We start from the raw sequence: 20,158 nt of genomic DNA on the forward strand, positions 1-20,158 counted from the left end.
ACAAAACACTCGTAAATTAGAATATTATGGATAAAGTTAATATGCTTAATTTTACCTGCACTTTTTGCCGAATGCTGATACAATAAAGGTTGTTACTATTTAGTAGAAAGAGTGGTAAGCATGTTAGATTGGATGAAAAAGCTGTTTAACAAAGAGGAAGAAAAAACAGCGATGAATAAAGAAGTATCGGAACAAATTGCAAGTCAGCCGAAAATTCCTCGTGTAAACCACTACACTGAAGCAAGAGAAGCACAAATGGCAAGTCGGAATGCAGGGAAATGTCGTTTTCCATTAATACCAGATAATGGCTTCGATGAAGAGGATGTAAGAGAACTGCCTAACTTTGAAGAACAACCTATTCAAAGAGGAGCATATGAAGAACAGCCTACTCAAAGAGGAATAAAAGTGGAAAGAGGCAGACGACCGTATGTGGAAACAGAAGCACCTACATATGAGGAACCAGAATTGCAATATGAACTGGAACCAGAGCCTGTCGTAAAAAAAGCATTCGTACCGTCGCAAGAAAATAACCGTAGACCATTTCGTCCAACAGAAATGATTTCTCCGATTTATGGATATAACCGTCCTTCAGTAGAAACGAAGGTTGTGCAGGAGGAAGAAAAGGAAAGAGAAGATCTTGAAATATCTGTTGAAGGAAAAGCTGTTGTTGACGCATGGTTAGAGAAAAAGGGATATACATTATCTGACTTTTCGGGAGTTCTACAAGGAAGCTCATCTGTTAAGAACGGAGTGAACGAACGAAGTAATAAAGTAGAAGAAAAATCGGTTGTGGATACATGGTTAGAGAAAAACGGTTACGAAGTTGAACGTCAAGCCCCTTCATTAGAAGAAAGCCTAAGTGATGATTTGCTTCATAAAACAGTAGGACAGCATGTGGAAGAAGAGGCTACAATTGTACAAGCCTTGAAGCAGGAGCAAGATGTAGTGAAGTTATCATCTACAGAAGATAATGAAGAAACTTTACAAGAAGAGTCAATAGATTCTAAAGTAGAGCATGTGTATTCGATACTAACAGAAGAAAATGAATGTAATACAGAAATAGAAGAAACTGTTGCTGAAGTTGCAGCAAATCAAGTCGAAGAAGAATCCTTAGAAGATGTAGTGATTGTAAAAGCAGATGAAAAGCTTGAGGAAACAATTGCTATAGAAATACCAGATGCTTTTGAAGAAGAATCTAAGGAAGAAGCAGGAGCTGTGGAATTAGAAGAATCTGAGGAAGCAGAAGAAGTTGCGGAGTTAGAAGAATCTGAGGAAGCAGAAGAAGTTGCGGAGCTAGAAGAAGCTAAGGAAGCTGGAGCTGTGGAATTAGAAGAATCTGAGGAAGCAGAAGAAGTTGCGGAGTTAGAAGAATCTGAGGAAGCAGAAGAAGTTGCGGAGCTAGAAGAAGCTAAGGAAGCTGGAGCTGTGGAATTAGAAGAATCTGAGGAAGCAGAAGAAGTTGCGGAGCTAGAAGAATCTGAGGAAGCAGAAGAAGTTGCGGAGCTAGAAGAATCTGAGGAAGCAGAAGAAGTTGCGGAGCTAGAAGAATCTGAGGAAGCAGAAGAAGTTGCGGAGCTAGAAGAAGCTGAGGAAGCAGAAGTTGTGGAATTAGAAGAAGCTAAGGAAGCAGAAGAAGTTGCGGAGTTAGAAGAATTTGAGGAAGCAGAAGTTGTGGAATTAGAAGAAGCTAAGGAAGCAGAAGAAGTTGCGGAGTTAGAAGAATTTGAGGAAGCAGAAGAAGTTGCGGAGTTAGAAGAAGCTAAGGAAGCAGAAGAAGTTGCGGAGTTAGAAGAATTTGAGGAAGCAGAAGAAGTTGCGGAGTTAGAAGAAGCTGAGGAAGCAGAAGTTGTGGAATTAGAAGAAGTTAAGGAAGCAGAAGTTGTGGAATTAGAAGAATCTGAGGAAGTAGAAGAAGTTGCGGAGATAGAAGAATCTGAGGAAGTAGCAGAGGTTGTGGAGTTAGAGGAATCTAAGGGAATAGAATCAGTTACGGAATTCGCATTAGAGGAAACACCGCAAGAAGAATTAATTGAAGAAACGATGAATACAGAGTCGTTAGAAAATATAGCAGATGCAGAGCAACCAGTGATTTCTCAGCAAGAAACAATTGAGTTCATGGAAGAAAGTGAAGTATTCGTACAAGTTTCAGAAGCAGATGAGCAAGTGAAGAAAGATGTTCAAAGCTTTGCGAATGTTTTAATTGAAGAAACTGAAGAAAAGAAACAAGTTGTTGAGGAACAGCCTGCTGTACAAAAAGAAGAGCCGAAACGTGAGAAAAAGCGTCATGTTCCATTTAACGTTGTCATGTTAAAACAAGACAGAAAGAAGTTAATGGAAAGACATGCGGTAAGAACGAACGTAACGCAATCTACTGTCGGTGAACGAGTAACGGAAAAACCAATGCAGCAAGTGGTAGTGGAAGCCCGAGTGGAAGAAAAACCGATGCAGCAAGTGGTAGTAGAAGCCCAAGTGGAAGAAAAACCAATGCAGCAAGTGGTAGTAGAAGCCCAAGTGGAAGAAAAACCAATGCAGCAAGTGGTAGTAGAAGCCCAAATGGAAGAAAAGCCAATGCAGCAAGTGGTAGTGGAAGCCCAAATGGAAGAAAAACCGATGCAGCAAGTGGTAGTGGAAGCCCAAGTGGAAGAAAAACCGATGCAGCAAGTGGTAGTGGAAGCCCAAGTGGAAGAAAAACCGATGCAGCAAGTGGTAGTGGAAGCCCAAATGGAAGAAAGACCGATGCAGCAAGTGGTAGTAGAAGCCCAAGCGGAAGAAAAACCAATGCAGCAAGTGGTAGTAGAAGCCCAAGCGGAAGAAAAACCAATGCAGCAAGTAGTGGTGGCTGAACAAGTACAAGAGAAAGCATATGTTGTAAATCAAAAAGAGAACGATATGCGCAACGTACTACAAACGCCACCGAAGTATGAACTTCCGTCATTAACGTTGTTGTCAATTCCGCAGCAGGCAGCATTAGATAATACGGAGTGGCTAGAAGAACAGGAAGAATTATTAAATACGACATTTAATAATTTCCATGTTGGAGCACATGTTATTAATGTGTCACAAGGGCCGGCGGTAACTCGTTTTGAGGTACAACCAGACCCAGGTGTGAAAGTAAATAAAATTACAAATTTAAGTGATGATATTAAGTTAAGTTTAGCTGCGAAAGATATTCGAATTGAAGCACCAATTCCAGGGAAGAGTGCAATTGGAATTGAAGTTCCAAACAAGGAAAGTAAGCCAGTATTCCTTCGTGAAATTTTAAGAAGTCCTGTATTTACAAAGAGTGAATCACCGCTTACAGTTGCGCTGGGGCTTGATATTTCAGGTGATCCAATTGTAACGGATATTCGAAAAATGCCACATGGACTTATTGCGGGTGCAACTGGTTCAGGGAAAAGTGTGTGCATTAACGCGATTTTAACGAGCATTTTATATAAAGCGAAGCCGCATGAAGTGAAGTTGATACTAATTGATCCGAAGATGGTTGAGCTTGCACCATACAATGCTGTTCCGCATCTTGTAGCACCTGTTATTACTGACGTAAAAGCAGCTACAGCTGCGTTAAAGTGGGCGGTTGAAGAGATGGAACGTCGTTATGAATTGTTTGCTCATGCTGGTGCTCGTGATTTAACTCGTTACAATACGATTGTAAGTGGGAGAGAAATCCCAGGTGAGACATTACCTTATATTGTAATTGTCATTGACGAGTTAGCGGACTTAATGATGGTTGCTCCTGGTGATGTTGAGGAAGCGATTTGTCGTATTGCACAAAAAGCTCGTGCTTGTGGTATTCACTTATTAGTTGCGACGCAGCGTCCATCTGTCGACGTTATTACAGGTTTAATTAAATCAAACATTCCAACGCGTATTGCGTTTACGGTATCATCTCAAGTGGATTCGCGTACGATTATCGATATTGGGGGCGCGGAGAAATTACTTGGCCGTGGTGATATGCTATTTTTAGGAAACGGCACGTCTAAACCAGTTCGTGTACAAGGTGTATACGTATCAGATGATGAGATTGAAAGAACAGTTGATCATGTGAAAAAGCAAATGAAGCCAAATTACTTATTTAAGCAAGAGGATTTATTAGCAAAATCAGAGCAGAGTGAGTCTGAAGATGAACTATTTTTTGATGCATGTCAATTTGTTGTAGAGCAAGGGGGAGCGTCCACATCTTCTGTACAGAGAAAATTCCGCATTGGTTATAATCGCGCGGCACGTCTAATTGAAGAGATGGAATCGCAAGGGATTATTTCTGAAGGAAGAGGAACGAAACCGAGAGATGTCCTTATTTCTGAGGATGAATTCGCCGCTATGCAGGAAACAAATGTATAGGAAACGGTTTTGCTGTATACTAAGAGAAAATGTTGGATAGTAAAGTAGGGAGTAAAGCGACATGAAAGAAATTGAATTAAAATTAAAAGGTGAAATAAATCGACTAACAAATAAAACATTTAAATTTGATGAACGTGTTGGAGAAGGCTGGTTCTCTGCCGTTTACTTTTTAAAAACTAGAGAAATCATTGAAGAATTTCGCCCGAAAAGTGTTGTAACAATGCAGTTTTTCCAAAAAGAACATGCAGTTCTTTGCGGAGCAGATGAGGTAATCGCATTGCTACAAACATTCGCCAAAAATCCTGAGGAATTAGAAATTCATTCTTTAAAGGATGGCGATAATATTAGTCCGTTTGAAACAGTTTTAACAATTCATGGTCCTTATGAATACTTTGGCTTTTTAGAAGGTGTAATTGATGGGATTTTAGCTCGTCGTACATCAGTTGCGACAAACGTATATAACGTTGTCCAAGCTGCACGTAGTGTAGATAAAGAAAAACCGGTTATTTTTATGGGAGATCGTGACGATCATTATACTCAACAAGCTGGTGACGGTTATGCGGCATACATCGGAGGTATGAGCGCACAAGCGACGCATGCAATGAATGAATGGTGGGGCAGAAGTGGTATGGGGACGATGCCTCACGCTTTAATTCAAATGTTTAATGGTGATGTTGTTGAAGCAGCAAAGGCATATCATAAAAAATTCCCAGAAGATGAATTAGTCGTACTAATTGATTACAACAATGATGTCATTACAGATGCACTTCGTGTAGCGCGTGAATTTGGATCAACATTAAAAGGTGTACGTGTAGATACGTCTCGTACAATGATTGATCAATACTTCATTCGTCACCCAGAAGTACTTGGAACATTCGATCCGCGTGGTGTAAATCCATCACTTATATTTGCACTTCGTAAGGCTCTTGATGATGAAGGGTTCCAACATGTAGATATCGTTGTAACTGGTGGATTTGATGAGAAGCGTATTCGTGAATTTGAAGCTCAAAATGTTCCTGTCGATATATACGGAGTAGGAAGTAGCTTATTAAAAATGAATATTGGTTTTACTGGTGATAACGTAGAATTAAATGGAAAACCAGAAGCGAAAGCTGGTCGTAAATACCGTCCAAATCCACGTCTAGAGCGTGTTCAATTGGAAACAAAAGAAGATATGTAAAAGCGAGAAAAACTGATAGGTGATTGACCCTATCAGTTTTTCTGTTATCATAGTATAGCGGCTTGTTTTTTGCTATAATAAATGTGTTATGGACATAAAAGAAGTACGTACGAGTTTATCACTGATAAGTGAATATAAAAAGAAATTCACTGCATCAGAAATGTATGATGATTACCAAAATAAGAAAAGATTCATATACTGTCTTATAGATAGGCCGTTGTATTAGTTCGAAATGTTGGAGGTTCTTTAAGATGACAGTTTACCATTTTGTAGGAATTAAAGGAACAGGAATGAGTTCATTAGCACAAATGCTTCATGACATGAAGCATACTGTTCAAGGGTCTGATTATGAAAAGCGTTTCTTTACACAAACAGCATTGGAAAAGCGTGGTATTTCCATCCTTCCTTTTGATAAAAATAATATTAAAGAAGGACAAGTGATTATCGCGGGAAACGCATTTCCTGATACACATGAAGAAATCGTAGCAGCAAAAGAATTAAATATCCCAGTACATCGTTATCATCACTTCTTAGGTGACCTTATGAATCAGTACACAAGTGTTGCAGTAACTGGTGCACATGGAAAAACATCAACTACAGGTTTGTTAGCCCATGTAATGCAAGGTGCACACCCGACATCTTACCTTATTGGAGATGGAACTGGGCATGGGGTAGAAAATAGTAAGTATTTTGTATTTGAAGCTTGTGAGTATCGTCGTCATTTCTTGTCTTACTATCCAGACTATGCAATCATGACAAATATCGATTTCGATCATCCGGATTATTTTGCAGACATCAATGATGTATTTAATGCATTCCAAGAGATGGCATTGCAAGTGAAAAAAGGTATTATTGCATGTGGTGATGATGAAGAACTTCAAAAAATTCAAGCGAAAGTACCTGTTATTTTCTATGGATTTGGAGAAGATAATGATTTCCAAGCACGTAACATTCAAAAGAGAACTGATGGTACTATATTCGATGTATTCGTTCGTAATACGTATTATGACACGTTCAAAATTACAGGATACGGCGATCACAGCGTATTAAATGCATTAGCAGTTATCGCGCTTTGCCATTACGAAGACGTTGATGTAGAAGCGGTTAAACATCAACTAACAACATTTGAAGGTGTTAAACGTCGCTTTAATGAAAAACCGATGGGAGAGCAAGTTATCATTGATGACTATGCACACCATCCGACAGAAATTAATGCAACGATTGAAGCAGCTCGTCAAAAACATCCAGAGCGTGAAGTTGTCGCTGTATTCCAGCCACATACATTCTCACGTACAGAAAAGTTCTTAGATGAGTTCGCAGAAAGCCTAAGTAAAGCTGACCAAGTATACTTATGTGATATTTTCGGATCAGCACGTGAAAACAAAGGTGAATTAACAATTGAAGATCTGCAAAAGCGTATTGATGGCGCAGAACTGATTACAGATACAACAACAGAGGTATTAAAGAAACATAAAAACGGCGTTCTTATTTTCATGGGCGCAGGTGACATCCAAAAATTCGAAGCAGCTTACGTAAAAGAAGTTCAAGTTGCAGAGAAGTAAGAAGCAAGACGCATAGCTATGGCTGTGCGTCTTTTTTATGCTGAATTTAGTCGGTAAGTTGATATATTATGGTGCATTTCTTTAATTTTAAATGTTAGAATAATAAGAAAACTAAAAAGGGGCTAAAAAACCATGTTCACACTTCGAGTAGATGACGAAATCGAACTACAACTATTAGAAAAACATTATAAAGAGGGACTATATGAATTAATAGATCAAAATCGTAATCATTTAAGAAGATGGCTTCCGTGGGTAGATGGGACGAAATCTGCTGATGCTTATGATGAGATTTTTCCGATGTGGTTAAAGAAATTTGCAGAGGGAGACGGTTTTGAAAGTGGTATACGCTACAAAGGGAAGCTCGTTGGGATGGTGGGCATTCACCCAGTAAGCTGGGGCAAGAAAGCGACGAGCCTTGGATATTATCTTGCAGAAGATGCTGGCGGAAAAGGTATTATGACGCGAAGTGTGAAGACTGTGCTTCACTATGCATTTGATAATTTAAAGCTGAATAAAGTTGAAATTCGTTGCGGTGTTGAAAATGCGAAAAGCCGTGCAATTCCAGAACGTTTAGGTTTTAAATTAGATGGTATTTTAAGAGATGAAGAATGGATATATGATCATTTCCAAGATATCGCTGTGTATAGTTTACTAGCTTCAGAATGGAAGAAGATTCGATGAACGAGAAGATTTGTATTATTCCGTATGAAAGTATGTTTCAAGAGGAAGTAGTAGATCTTATCGTTCATATTCAGCAAAAAGAGTACAATGTCCTTATTACGAAAGAAGAGCAGCCGGACTTACTAGAAATAGAAACGTTCTATCAAAGAGACAGCGGAAACTTTTGGGTAGCAATTTATGATGGTAAAGTAGTTGGAACGATAGCTTTATTAGATATTGGGAAGCATCAAGTAGCGCTAAGAAAAATGTTCGTGAAGAAAGAGTTCCGCGGAAAAGGATGGGGCGCATCAAGTATGCTACTTCAAACAGCAATTTCTTGGGCGAAGGAAAAGAATTTGGAAGATATTTATTTAGGAACAACAGTAAAATTTCTAGCGGCGCATCGCTTTTATGAGAAGAATGGTTTCCAAAGTGTGAGTATAGAAGAGTTGCCAAAAAGTTTTCCGGTGCTAGAGGTAGATAAGAAATTTTATAGGTATACTGTTTAAAAAGGTCATTCATAAATGGCCTTTTTTCATGAACTAAAATGGAAAACATGGTATAATTTGGTTAATGGGGGTGTGGGTATGAACTTTCCAATTCAGAGAAGTAAGTTAGGAATAATTTTCATTAGTATAACGTTAGCTTTTATGGTGATATATCCAATAGTTATGTTCTTTACAAGAAAAGGGGATTGGGCTTCAGCTCTAATTGGGATGGGATTATGTTTTATTGTAAATGTCCCTCTCGTTTGGGAAATGTTTATTAAAAAACATAAAGTAGAAAATGGTGTGCTAAAATACGGCGTTTTAAATGAAGATGTTGTATTGAAAGATATTATAATTATTCGCCAAGTTGGGAAGTCTCTTGAAATTACGACGAATGCATATAAGGTACATATGATTGGGATGCCGCAAGATATGAATGAATTCTTGGTGCTTATTGAGAAAGAAAATCCATATGTGAAAATAGAAATGGTAGGTAAGAAATGAAATATGTAAAATCTTTACCCCGCATTAACGGGCAGTAAGACTCCCACCTCAAAATTCGGCAGGAGAAAAGAAGTTAGGTGGGAGATCAACTGCCCGTAAAAGCCCGATTGGTTCAACTAATAATCAGTGGGGGATGAACAAAACCCCCACTGATTAAAGTTTCACTTTATTTTGTTTGGAAATTTTGCTGGTGCTTGCTATTTGCACTAGAGTATATATTAAATGGGACTTGCCTTTATATGTCCCAATATTAATAGGGATTATTGCAGTGACACTTTTATTTTATTTCCATTCGCAGCAAATGAAGAATGAGAAACATAGCTCTATATAGTGCAGGAGGATTAGAAATGAAAAAAATCTGTATGCTGTTTTTGTTGCTGTTAACCACATCTATTCTCTTAATAGGATGTAGTGCGAAGAAAGAGAAGTCTGATGTTAGCTTAGAAAAGGCACAAAAAATTGAAGTTGAATCCCTTATTGATTCGAGTGATAAAAAAACAATTACCGATAAGAAAAAAATCAAAAAGTTGTTTGAATCAATCAAAATGGATGAGTGGGAAATGGAATCGGCTCCTATGGATACTCCGCAAGGGAAAACGTTTAAAATGTATCAAGAGGATACACCGAAATTATTGGATTCGGGTAAAGATAAAAAAGAGTTACATGAAATTGGTACTATGACAGTATATAAAGATGTTCCTTATGTTGAGGTTGAATTGAAAATTAATAAAATAAAAAATAAAAATAGTTTTAAAGTACCAGAAGATGTAGCTAAAAAATTATTAGAGTATTAATGAAAAAGCGCTCGGATAGAATTCCGAGCGCTTTTCATATTATTTTAAGTTCTCTGGGTTTAAAGCTTCTAGTTCAGTTACAACGAAGCGTCCGTCTTTACGGATTAGTACGTCGTCGAAGTAAATTTCGCCGCCGCCGTATTCAGGGCGCTGAATGCATACTAAATCCCAGTGAATGTTCGAGTTGTTGCCGTTCCATGCATCATCATAAGCTTGTCCAGGTGTGAAGTGGAAGCTGCCATCGATTTTTTCATCGAATAGAATGTCTCCCATTGGATGTAAGATGTATGGGTTTACGCCGATTGCGAACTCACCAACGTAGCGTGCGCCTTCGTCTGTATCGAAGATTTTGTTAATGCGTTCTGAATCGTTTGCAGTTGCGTCAACGATTTGGCCATTCTCAAATTTAAGTTGTACATTTTCAAATGTATAGCCGTTGTAAGGTGATGGTGTGTTATAAGAAACTGTACCGTTAACAGAATCGCGAACTGGTGCAGAATATACTTCACCATCTGGAATGTTTAAATGACCTGAGCATTTAATAGCTGGAATGTCTTTAATAGAGAATGTTAAGTCAGTTCCAGGGCCAGTTAAGCGAACCTTATCTGTTTTATTCATTAATGTAACAAGGCTATCCATTGCCTTATCCATTTTACCGTAATCTAAGTTACATACCTCGAAGTAGAAGTCTTCGAAAGCTTCTGTGCTCATTTTAGCAAGCTGTGCCATAGAAGCATTTGGGTAGCGAAGAACAACCCAGCGTGTTTTCGGAACACGGATGTCTCTATGAACCTTTTTACCAACTGTTTGGCCGTGAACTTTCATACGTTCACTTGGAACGTCAGCTTGTTCGTTAATGTTATCACCAGAGCGAAGGCCAATGTAAGCATCCATATCTTTCATTACACTAGCTTCATATACAGCGATTTGTTCGAAATGTTCTTCAGTAGCACCCATTAATAAAGAGCGATCTACTTGATGATCTTTTAAAGAAACGAATGGGAAACCACCAGCTGCATATGCTTCTTTTACAAGTGCTGTTACAAGTTCTTTTTGTAAGCCAAAGTTTTCAATTAATACTTTCTCACCTTTTTGTAAGCGGATAGAGTAGTTAATTAAATTGTATGCTAACTTTTCAATACGTGGATCTTTCATATGTAAAGCCTCCCTACTAATTATGTATCCTCTCCTATTGTAACCTACTTAGTGGAATTTGTTGAATGATTTATGTTACAGTTAACGAATAAGTATGAAAATTCTAATGATAAGATAGGGATTAGAACGAAACGGAAAATGATTGTATAATAAGAGAAAGTATGAAAAAGATAAAGGAAGTGATGAAATGCAAGTTCTTTTATATGTAAGTGCGGCCATTATTGCAGTTGCTTTCGCTGTATTAGTAGTGTATGTATGCAGAACGTTGTTATCGGTTCAGAAGACGTTAGAAAATGTTGCAAGTACGTTAGAAGGTTTAGAAAAGCAAATGCAAGGAATAAGCGTAGAGACGGAGCAATTATTACATAAGACAAATGCGTTAGCTGATGATATTCAACAGAAGTCACAGTCGCTAAATAAAGTAGTAGAAGGTGTAGATGGAATCGGAACGACGATCCACTCTTTAAATACGAAGCTTCGCAACGTTTCAGAGTCTGTTACAGATGAAATTGAAAATAATGCAGATAAAGTGGCACAAGTTGTACAGTGGAGCAGCGCAGCAATTGAAGTATATAATCATTACCGTACTACGAGACAAGAGAAAAAGATTGAAAAAGAAGAGCGTAAACTTGAGAAAGCTGAGCAGAAGGCTGAAAAGAGAGAGAAGCGCTCTAGACTTCGCATGAGAGGTGAGTAATGATGAGTATGATGAAGATTGAAACAATTGAAGAACTTGAAGCTTTAGTAGAAAAGAACGAGCCTTACGTTCTTTTTAAACATAGTACGACATGCCCAATTAGTCACGGTGCATATACAGAGTTTCAAGCGTATTGCGGTGAAGAAAGAGAAGTACCAGCATATTACTTATACGTACAAGATGCGAGAGATGTTTCGAACCATGTTGCAGATCAGTACAGCATTAAGCATGAATCTCCGCAAGTGTTATACATAAAAGATGGAATGGTAGTATGGCATACATCGCACTGGAATATTAAAAAAGAAGCTTTAGAAGAGAATGTAAAATAGGGAGAGGCAAGCGAAGGGCTTGCTTCTTTTTTATTTTGTTGCAATATATTTAATGGTACACTATAGATACATTAAAACTAAGTAAATTGACTTTTGAAAGTGGGTTTTAAGCAATGAAGAAAATGGCGTTATGCATCGCAAGCTTAAGTTTATTACTGGGGGCTTGCAGCAATAATACTATTGAGAAGAAAGATGAAGTTGTACAGAAAGATACGAAAGAAAAAAGTATGATTCCAAGAACTGCTGTTTCTAAGGATTACTATAGAACTGTTATTCCTTTAAAAGAACAAAAGGTAATTAATACAGTTAATGTTCAAACTAATTCTAAACTAGATTTAGCAGAATATGAAAATGGTTTAATGGATATTGCTTCAAAACAATTCGATACAGAAAATTACGTATTACAATTAAATCAATATATTCCAGAGAAAACAATTGATGAATTAGTTACGAAACAAGCAGTACCGGTTGTGACTAATATTATCGAACAGGACTACTTCGGCAAACAGAATTCAAATGAACTAAGCTTATCTGGTGTTGTTATTGGGTTAGCTATGTCTTCAAGTGTATCTAATGAGGAAGCTATTTCTAAAGGCGCTGAAGTCGCTAAGGGGCTTATAGAGGCTATTAATAAAAATGATAAATATAACAAATCTCCAATTACGTTTGCTATATTCAAGCAAGAAAGTACAAGTTCTTTAAAGAATGGTACTTATATTTCAAGCGCTACTGTTCAGAAGAACGAGACTAACCTTGGAAATTGGGATACTATTGATGAAAAATCATATTCGTATCCTTCTCAAGAATTTGAGGGGGCACATGGAGAAGATAATGATAAACTAAAGAAATTTTCTGAAGCAATGAAGGCATTTTCTCCAGGAGATTATATCCCTGTTAATGCTAAGATTTCTTATAAGCAAAATAAGATGGATAAATTAAAGATGGATATTGTCGTTAAATATAACGGTAAGTCAGAATTAATGGCACTCTCTCAGATTGCTGCTCAAAGTATGTTAGAACAATTTCCTAAAGATGCTAAAGTTCAATTACAGATAAAGTCCGAGAGTAAAATTGAGGCTGTTATTATAAAAGAGAAGAACAGCGATAAACCGTTTGTTTCTTTCCTATAATGAAAAAAGACAGTATTTAAACTGAGGTTACTGAAAAAGTAAATACTGCGAAAAAAACATTACGAATTTCCTAAGACGTTGAAAGAAGAAAGGAGGTCATCACCTGTACATAGTAGGGAATGACCTCCTTTTTCTTATGAAGTGGCCTCTTTTAGTGCCCTCTTTAAAGTATCAGATTATTTTGATGTTATTCAAATTGGCGCTCGCAATATGCAAAACTTTGAACTGTTAAAGGCAGCTGATGCTGTAAATAAACCAATAGTATTAAAGCGTGGTGTATCAGCAACAATTGAAGAATTTATTAATGCAGCAGAATATATTATGGCAGAGGGGAATGGTAATATCATTTTATGTGAGCGCGGTATTCGCACATATGAAACAGCAACGCGTAATACGCTTGATATTTCCGCTGTGCCAATTTTAAAGAAAGAAACACATTTACCTGTCGTTGTCGATGTAACACACTCTACAGGGCGACGTGACCTTCTATTACCGGCTGCAAAAGCGGCTATGGCAATTGGTGTTGATGCTATTATGGCTGAAGTACATCCAGATCCAGCAGTTGCATTATCAGATGGAGTACAGAAAATGAACATTCCAGAATTCAATGAGTTTATGAAAGAATTAAAAGCATTCGGAAGTAAATTATAAAAAGATTTCTTAGTCTATGTAGCCCTTGTTACATAGATTTTTTACAAAAATTGACCTTTTTTGCATAAAAAATACGAAAATACGAGAAAAGAAGCGAATTTTTTCGAAACTTTTGCGGGAAAATATTGTATGACCCTGCGTTTTTATCGTATCATTAGTAAAAGGAAGAACTCGGGACGATTGTTGGCATCTGCAAATAGAGTTGATGTCTTTTTTTCATTCAAGTGAACCGATACATAAAAATAGATAACATAAATAGAAGGAGTGTGCGAAGAGATGAACGTAACAATCTATGATGTAGCGCGTGAAGCAAATGTTTCAATGGCTACCGTATCACGTGTTGTGAACGGTAACCCAAATGTAAAGCCTACAACAAGAAAGAAAGTATTAGAAGCAATTGATCATTTAGGATACCGCCCAAATGCGGTAGCACGTGGACTAGCAAGTAAGAAGACAACTACAGTGGGTGTTATTATTCCTGATATCTCAAATACGTTTTATGCAGAACTTGCTCGTGGAATTGAAGATATCGCAACAATGTACAAATATAACATCATTTTAAGTAACTCTGACCAGAACAAAGAGAAAGAGTTCCATTTATTAAATACGATGCTTGGGAAACAAGTGGACGGGATTGTTTTCATGGGTGAAGATATTACAGATATTCACGTTGAAGAGTTCAAAAAATCTCCAGTACCAATTGTATTAGCAGCGTCATTTGATGAGCAAAATGAAACGTCATCAGTAAATATTGATTATACACAAGCGGCTTACGATGCAATGAAGCATTTTATTGAGCAAGGACATAAACGTATCGGTTTCGTCTCTGGTCCTTTCATTGATAAAGCAGGAAGTGCGAAGAAGTTAAAAGGTTATAAAAAAGCTTTAGAAGAAGCAGGTATTTCATATGATGAAAATCTTATAATTGATGGAGATTACACATATGATTCAGGTATAGAAGCATTTGAAAGACTTTGGAGCATTGATGAAAAACCAACAGCGATCTTCGTATCTTCTGATGAAATGGCACTAGGTGTAATCCACGCAGCACAAGACGCGGGATTAAACGTACCAACTGATATCGAAGTGCTTGGTTTTGACAACACACGTCTTGCATTAATGGTACGCCCACAGCTTTCGACAGTTGTACAACCAATGTATGATATCGGTGCAGTAGCAATGCGTCTACTAACGAAATATATGAACAAAGAAAAAGTAGAAGATCACTCAGTTATCTTACCTCACCGTATCCAATTTAGAGATTCAACGAAGTAAGAATAAGAGAGCTCACAGCGATAGCTGTGAGCTCTTATTCATATTCAGGATAATAGTGTTTAACTACTGTATCTACACTTTCAGTTTTCTTAACATGTAAAAAGCGTGCATATAATTCTTTTCCTGCCTCAAATGGTGTGTCATCTAATTCGAAAACATGCAACACTTTTCTAAACGTCCATGTTACTTGCACATCGTACATATTATCGTACGTATCTTCAGACTGTATAGCTATCTTTTCACCTAGCTCGTGGGCTTCCTCTAAACTGTTCGCCTTAACGAGAATGATACTTTCTTCAAAAAGTGTATCGTGATTCTCTTCATAATGTTCATCAATTTTACTAGGATTAGGTTCACCTGAATGAACAGATTCAAATAATAATTTTACAGCGTACATATGAGGTCAGTCTCCTTATGCTGAATGTTTTACTTTATAAACAATACTCGCGATAAGTGAAGCCGGTATTGTAAATACGTTGCTTTGATAATGTATTTGGGATTCTTCATAAGACATTTTTTCGTAAAGTTCATCTTGTGACACGTTCATTTTTTTCTGTTTTGTCTTGAGCATCTTAATGTAGTTATACTGTATTGGGACGAGAATAATGAAATAGGCTAATACGATTAGTGAAATCCAGATCATTATGAATACTCCCTTGTAAAGAATTTATATATGGTAATCATATCAATTTATAGAAAAAATAACCATTTTTTTATGAGGGCTAATTTTCTTCTAGAAATGCGAATAGTTCTTCTTGGTTTCTTAAATTACAATCAATACATGTTTGAGCAATACATTTTAATCCTTGTAATAATGCGTTTATGTGCAAAGTATCGTACTGAATTATATTTCCCTCTACCAGCGTTTCGTCTTTTTCCAAGTTAATTGATATTTTTAGTACAGCTTTATTGCTTTGTAAATTTACAACTTCGATGCAAAAAAACTGTTTGTCTAAGTCAATCGTAACATAATCGAATCGCTCGACTAGCTCCAAGTTCCCCACGGTAGTATATTTCAAATGAAACCCTCCTTATTGTGTAAATAGTGTATTTTGTAAAGCCTTCGCTACAGTTGGGCTTATTCCTTGTTATATGTCACACAAGTGCAAATTTAACTATTATAGGGCAATGTCATGTATAATAGAAAGAAAAGGCTTGTGAGGGGGGGAGAAGAGATGATCGTTCTTTGGATAATTACGCTTTGCATGACCGCTATTTTTGCATATATGACGTTAAAACAAAATGGCTTAAAGCGATTTGTTCCAGGAAGTATTCTTGCAGGAATCGCCCTTATCACGTATGTAATTTCAATTTTTACTGAAAGTATTTCGATAGATTTAAGTACGAGTTTAATGTTTATCGGTATTACACTATTTGCAGGTAGCATTATGGTACTTATGGTTGCAGGTATTATTGCATTTATTCATATGAATTCGGAAATGTTATAGCATATAAAAAAAGGCATGTCCCGAGAGGGACATGCCTTTTATCCGTTCAATTATGCTCTATCTTTAGAAGAGTTTTGTTGTTTTAGTAAGTCGCGAATTTCGCCAAGAATTTCTTCTTCTTTTGTTGGTTCTGGAAGTTCTTCTTTCTTTTCTTCTTCTTCTCTTTTAGATGTTAGTTTGTTGAAAACTTTAACAAACATAAAGATAGCAGCTGCAATAATTAAGAAATCAAAAATAGTTTGGATGAAGTTACCATACATAATAGATGATTTACCGAATGTAAGTTTTAAATCTGTAAAGTTAACGCCGCCCAGTATCATACCAAGTAATGGTGTGATGATATCTTTTACTAAAGAACTAACGATTTTACCAAATGCAGCACCGATTACAACCCCGACAGCTAAATCGATTACATTCCCTTTGAACGCGAATTTTTTAAACTCGTTCCACATGTGTCAATCCCACCCTTTCCACGATTCATTATGAAATTTATAATTCCTATCAACATATTCTATAGAAATTTGTGATAGAAATAAAGAGGAAATGGGAATGAAAGTAAATTCTGAAAAATGTATCCGTTTTAATTTTTGCTTACAGCTTGTAGTAGAGATTGGAGCATTTGTTGAGATTTTAATCCTTCTAATCCATCTACAATAGGCTTTGTATCACCTTGTACACATTCGATAAAATGATGAACAGCATCTTCAAATCCGCGCTGCTTTAACGTTGTTTCCCATGATGGTGAACCACTTTGTGAAACGGAGTTTTCTTGCTCAATTTCAAATGTGTTCATATTTTTTACGCGAATGATTTTACCTGTCGTTACAAGTTCAATTTGTTCTAAATTTGTACCTGCATGGCGGTGCATCGCCGTAGAAAGTAAAAGTCCATTTGCAGTTGTATATGTATGATGTCCGTAAAGAAGTTCATTCTTTTCATTTATTTGCATCATATTGTGAACGACGTTAAGGTCATCATTAGCTAGCCAACGAGCAGTATCTACAATATGTAAGTAATCATCTAGCATAGTAAAGTCGTACGTATATGGCCCCACTTTATTTGTGCGGTGCTTTTCAATTCGAATCCATGAAATATCGTTAGCTTGCTCTTTGGCAGTAACATACATAGGAACGAAGCGGCGATTAAATCCAACCATTAACTTTCGATTATACTTTTCACTCATTTCTACTAGTTTTTCAGCCTGTTCAACTGTAGCTGCTAACGGTTTATCAACATAAACATCGATTCCTTTTTTCAGAAGTTCAGAAACGATTTCATAATGTGTAGCAGTTGAACTATGAACGAAAATTGCATCACATTCAGAAGCTAGTGTTTCCACAGAATGAAAGTCTTGAATACGATATTGCTCGCAAATTTGTTTTCTTTTATTAACATTAGGTGTAAACGCTCCCACAAAAGTCCAATCGCTTTCCTTTGTCAGTGTTGGAAGGTAAGCCTTTTGTGCAATACTACCTAATCCAATCATTCCAATACGAGGTTTGCTCATGTTTTTTCCCCCTATTATAAATATATAAGTTGTCTAGCTGTATAGCTATGTGACGAAATAACTGTAGCATAGACTTGGGAGAATGGCAAAAATAGATTTGAAAATGATACGTTTTTTATAGGGAATGAGCTTTTATTTATTTGTCGCTAATAAAATCTTCTCTATCTCTTCAAAGTTATGAGCACGAGCGTGCTCTAGCGGGGTAACATCATCATTGTCGGGAATGTTTACATCTGCACCGTGTTCAATCAGAAGGCGAATGACTTGTTGCTGTGTTTCATCTCCGTTGCTTAGTACGATGGCCTCCATTAAAGCTGTCCATCCGAGGTTATTTACATGGTTTACATCGATATTTGTTCGAGTGAGGAGTTCTTTTATAACATCAATATAGCCATGTTCTGACGCGGGAATAAGAGCTGTCCCTCCGTAACGATTCGTAAGCGCTGGATCCGCACCAGCATCAATCGTTAGTTTTAAAATGTCCAAGTAACCTTCTGCACCGGCGTATAGAAATGGATTGTTTTTCATATCATCTTGGATATTTACGTCAGCACCAGCGTCGATAAGAGCTTTGGCGGTTTTTACATCATTTTTGTATGTAGCAATCATAAGAGGAGTACGTCCTTTATTGTCTGTTATATTTATGACAGCCCCTTTTTTGAGTAATGATATAACAGTATTCGTTTCTTGTTTCTCAGTAGCTGTTAGTAGTGCTGTTTCCATGTTTGTCATCTCCTTTTTAACTTCTTGTTCTTGCGAGCACCCTTGTAAAAAAATTACGCAACATATCATGCTTAATGTTTTTTTGAACATAGAATTTCAACCTCCTTTTGTAAGCAGTGCGGCATCTTAATTTAAACTGTAAAATAGGAACATTAAATTTTTATAAACTGGCGCTAAAATTACTATAAAATCGCTTGAGTATTTGAACATATATTTTTATGCTTATGAATATGAAGGATGGGTAAAGTGAGGTTGTAAATGATGTCTATTAAAACAAGGTTTTTATTTTCTTATATCGCAGTTATTCTCGTCTCCATTACGCTCATTTTAGTTGCGGGATTTTTAATTGTATTTTCAATAACGGGCGACTTGGAATCAGTGAAAAATTTTTATAAAAGTTCTTACATTCAAAAGCCGATTACGCCAGAAGAAGAGAATGCTTTTCTTGAATTGAAACTAGCGGCAAAGCAACATCAATCTCAACTATTAGATGAATCGTTCATTTCACCAATTGAAAAAGAAGGTGTGAAAATAGTTGTAAGAAAGGGAGAAAACATTTCATATGCTTCAAAAGTGTTTGAAAGTTCGGCTTTAACGGAAGCACTCCCGAAATTTGAAGCGACAAATATTAATAGTCGGGGCACGACAGAATTAAATGGTACATTTTATCGATATGTAAAATTTGATTTTTATTTTCCGGAGAATGAAAAAGGGAGTATATTTGTACTAAAAGAGCAAAGTTCGTACGTAGACCTTACACAAAAATTATTTCCGATTTTGTTCGTAGCACTTTTACTGTTAGCTATTTTGCTCATTGGGTTAGTAAGTTATTTCGTCTCAAAAAGTGTGGTAAAACCAATCTTTATATTGAAAGATGCAACGGAGAGAATTAAAGAAGGGAATTTAGAATTTCAAATTCCAGTTACATCGCATGATGAAATAGGCCAATTAAATCAAGGATTTGAGGAAATGAGGAAGAAGTTAAAAGAGTCGATTGAAGTACAAACGCAGTATGAAGAAAATCGAAAAGAGCTCATTTCAAACATCTCCCATGATTTGAAAACACCGATTACATCTATTATCGGATATGTGGAAGGAATAAAAGATGGGGTAGCAAATACGCCAGAAAAAATGGATAAGTATTTAACAACGATTCATACGAAAGCAAAACATATGGATACACTCATTGATGAACTATTTTTATTTTCGAAGCTCGATTTAAATCGAGTTCCATTCCAGTTTGAAACGGTTGAATTAAATATGTTTATGCAGGAACTAATAGAAGAGATGCAGATGGATTTAAGTGAAGAAGGTATAGAAGTGTGCTTACAATTACATCCATCACCACTATATGTAACGGCTGATTGCGAAAAGATAAATAGAGTGATATCAAATTTAATTCATAATAGTGTGAAATACATGGATAAAGAAGAGAAGGAAATTGCTGTAACAGTATCGAGTGATAACGATAAAGTTATTGTGAAAGTGATGGACAATGGGGCAGGTATAGAATCTGATACACTTCCTTATATTTTTGAACGGTTTTATCGTGCAGAGCAATCGCGAAATTCTAGCACAGGTGGAAGTGGACTTGGCTTAGCGATAGCGAAGCAAATTGTTGAAGAACATGGCGGGGACATTTGGGCGGAAAGCGAGCTTGGGGAAGGCACAAGCATTTTCTTCTCACTGGAAAAAGTAGAGAAATGTGGTGAGTGAA

The 20,158-nt window shown here is 36.8% G+C and carries 20 protein-coding genes and 1 pseudogene; 14 read left to right on the top strand and 7 right to left on the bottom strand.

From position 1 onward, the window contains the following. The first annotated feature begins 120 nt into the window (after positions 1 to 120). From QCI75_RS03855 to QCI75_RS03885, 7 genes are all read left to right on the top strand, one after another. Positions 121 to 4,338 carry a DNA translocase FtsK gene (locus QCI75_RS03855; protein ID WP_353759983.1) on the top strand — a complete coding sequence of 1,406 codons (4,218 nt, stop codon included), beginning with the start codon at positions 121 to 123 and terminating at the stop codon, positions 4,336 to 4,338. Positions 4,339 to 4,399: 61 nt separating this feature from the next. Continuing rightward, a complete protein-coding gene (locus QCI75_RS03860; protein ID WP_353759984.1) occupies positions 4,400 to 5,518 on the top strand; it encodes a nicotinate phosphoribosyltransferase in 1,119 nt (372 codons plus the stop codon). 251 nt (positions 5,519 to 5,769) lie between these two features. Continuing rightward, complete coding sequence (gene murC / locus QCI75_RS03865; protein ID WP_199671854.1) at positions 5,770 to 7,080, top strand: UDP-N-acetylmuramate--L-alanine ligase; 1,311 nt, start codon at positions 5,770 to 5,772, stop codon at positions 7,078 to 7,080. Between the two features lie 132 nt (positions 7,081 to 7,212). Continuing rightward, positions 7,213 to 7,761, top strand: a complete 549-nt coding sequence (locus QCI75_RS03870) for a GNAT family N-acetyltransferase (RefSeq protein ID WP_144504684.1) — start codon at positions 7,213 to 7,215, stop codon at positions 7,759 to 7,761. Then, positions 7,758 to 8,249, top strand: a complete 492-nt coding sequence (locus QCI75_RS03875; RefSeq protein ID WP_144504686.1) for a GNAT family N-acetyltransferase — start codon at positions 7,758 to 7,760, stop codon at positions 8,247 to 8,249. Before QCI75_RS03870 ends, QCI75_RS03875 begins: the two co-directional genes overlap by 4 nt. A 78-nt stretch (positions 8,250 to 8,327) precedes the next feature. Continuing rightward, positions 8,328 to 8,732 (top strand): PH domain-containing protein, encoded by a 405-nt coding sequence (locus tag QCI75_RS03880; RefSeq protein ID WP_144504688.1) that lies wholly within the window; start codon positions 8,328 to 8,330, stop codon positions 8,730 to 8,732. A 347-nt stretch (positions 8,733 to 9,079) separates the two neighbouring features. Continuing rightward, complete coding sequence (locus tag QCI75_RS03885) at positions 9,080 to 9,526, top strand: hypothetical protein (protein ID WP_144504690.1); 447 nt, start codon at positions 9,080 to 9,082, stop codon at positions 9,524 to 9,526. A 39-nt stretch (positions 9,527 to 9,565) separates the two neighbouring features. Here QCI75_RS03885 and QCI75_RS03890 read toward each other — a convergent pair whose 3' ends face one another. After that, positions 9,566 to 10,681, bottom strand: coding sequence for an aminopeptidase (locus QCI75_RS03890; protein WP_144504692.1), 1,116 nt, complete (start codon positions 10,679 to 10,681; stop codon positions 9,566 to 9,568). A 187-nt stretch (positions 10,682 to 10,868) separates the two neighbouring features. Between QCI75_RS03890 and QCI75_RS03895 the strand changes: the two genes are divergently transcribed. The 5 genes and pseudogenes from QCI75_RS03895 (at position 10,869) to ccpA (ending at position 14,763) form a co-directional block, all read left to right on the top strand. After that, on the top strand, positions 10,869 to 11,378 hold the full coding sequence (locus QCI75_RS03895; protein WP_012261840.1) for a DUF948 domain-containing protein: 510 nt from the start codon (positions 10,869 to 10,871) through the stop codon (positions 11,376 to 11,378). Between the two features lie 2 nt (positions 11,379 to 11,380). After that, the gene (ytxJ, locus tag QCI75_RS03900) at positions 11,381 to 11,707 is read left to right on the top strand and encodes a bacillithiol system redox-active protein YtxJ (RefSeq protein WP_033712295.1); all 327 of its coding nucleotides are present in this window, start codon (positions 11,381 to 11,383) and stop codon (positions 11,705 to 11,707) included. 113 nt (positions 11,708 to 11,820) lie between these two features. Continuing rightward, positions 11,821 to 12,837 (top strand): CamS family sex pheromone protein, encoded by a 1,017-nt coding sequence (locus QCI75_RS03905; RefSeq protein ID WP_144504694.1) that lies wholly within the window; start codon positions 11,821 to 11,823, stop codon positions 12,835 to 12,837. 138 nt (positions 12,838 to 12,975) lie between these two features. Continuing rightward, positions 12,976 to 13,488 (top strand): annotated as a pseudogene (locus tag QCI75_RS03910) (bifunctional 3-deoxy-7-phosphoheptulonate synthase/chorismate mutase); the annotation flags it as partial. A gap of 276 nt (positions 13,489 to 13,764) precedes the next feature. Next, positions 13,765 to 14,763, top strand: a complete 999-nt coding sequence (ccpA, locus tag QCI75_RS03915; protein ID WP_098780320.1) for a catabolite control protein A — start codon at positions 13,765 to 13,767, stop codon at positions 14,761 to 14,763. Positions 14,764 to 14,797: 34 nt separating this feature from the next. On the opposite strand, the gene QCI75_RS03920 is transcribed toward ccpA, so the two are convergent. The 3 genes from QCI75_RS03920 to dhp61 all read right to left on the bottom strand — a co-directional run bounded on the left by QCI75_RS03920 (position 14,798) and on the right by dhp61 (position 15,782). Further along, positions 14,798 to 15,160: a DUF4288 domain-containing protein gene (locus tag QCI75_RS03920; protein WP_144504696.1), complete on the bottom strand. Its 363-nt coding sequence runs from the start codon at positions 15,158 to 15,160 to the stop codon at positions 14,798 to 14,800. 15 nt (positions 15,161 to 15,175) lie between these two features. Next, the gene (locus tag QCI75_RS03925) at positions 15,176 to 15,406 is read right to left on the bottom strand and encodes a DUF3949 domain-containing protein (RefSeq protein WP_144504698.1); all 231 of its coding nucleotides are present in this window, start codon (positions 15,404 to 15,406) and stop codon (positions 15,176 to 15,178) included. Positions 15,407 to 15,485: 79 nt separating this feature from the next. Continuing rightward, on the bottom strand, positions 15,486 to 15,782 hold the full coding sequence (dhp61, locus tag QCI75_RS03930) for a protein Dhp61 (protein WP_002112307.1): 297 nt from the start codon (positions 15,780 to 15,782) through the stop codon (positions 15,486 to 15,488). Positions 15,783 to 15,938: 156 nt separating this feature from the next. Between dhp61 and QCI75_RS03935 the strand changes: the two genes are divergently transcribed. Beyond that, a complete protein-coding gene (locus QCI75_RS03935) occupies positions 15,939 to 16,211 on the top strand; it encodes a DUF3917 domain-containing protein (protein ID WP_144504700.1) in 273 nt (90 codons plus the stop codon). Between the two features lie 50 nt (positions 16,212 to 16,261). Here QCI75_RS03935 and mscL read toward each other — a convergent pair whose 3' ends face one another. From mscL to QCI75_RS03950, 3 genes are all read right to left on the bottom strand, one after another. Further along, complete coding sequence (gene mscL, locus QCI75_RS03940) at positions 16,262 to 16,663, bottom strand: large-conductance mechanosensitive channel protein MscL (protein WP_144504702.1); 402 nt, start codon at positions 16,661 to 16,663, stop codon at positions 16,262 to 16,264. Between the two features lie 128 nt (positions 16,664 to 16,791). After that, positions 16,792 to 17,718 (bottom strand): Gfo/Idh/MocA family protein, encoded by a 927-nt coding sequence (locus tag QCI75_RS03945; RefSeq protein WP_353759986.1) that lies wholly within the window; start codon positions 17,716 to 17,718, stop codon positions 16,792 to 16,794. A 132-nt stretch (positions 17,719 to 17,850) separates the two neighbouring features. Further along, complete coding sequence (locus QCI75_RS03950) at positions 17,851 to 18,531, bottom strand: ankyrin repeat domain-containing protein (RefSeq protein ID WP_144504706.1); 681 nt, start codon at positions 18,529 to 18,531, stop codon at positions 17,851 to 17,853. Positions 18,532 to 18,702: 171 nt separating this feature from the next. Here QCI75_RS03950 and QCI75_RS03955 point away from each other — a divergent pair, with 171 nt between their 5' ends. Then, the gene (locus QCI75_RS03955; RefSeq protein ID WP_144504708.1) at positions 18,703 to 20,157 is read left to right on the top strand and encodes a sensor histidine kinase; all 1,455 of its coding nucleotides are present in this window, start codon (positions 18,703 to 18,705) and stop codon (positions 20,155 to 20,157) included. Position 20,158: the final 1 nt, after the last annotated feature.

It is taken from the genome of Bacillus cereus group sp. RP43, assembly GCF_040459645.1.
GTDB classification, from domain to species: domain Bacteria; phylum Bacillota; class Bacilli; order Bacillales; family Bacillaceae_G; genus Bacillus_A; species Bacillus_A mycoides_C.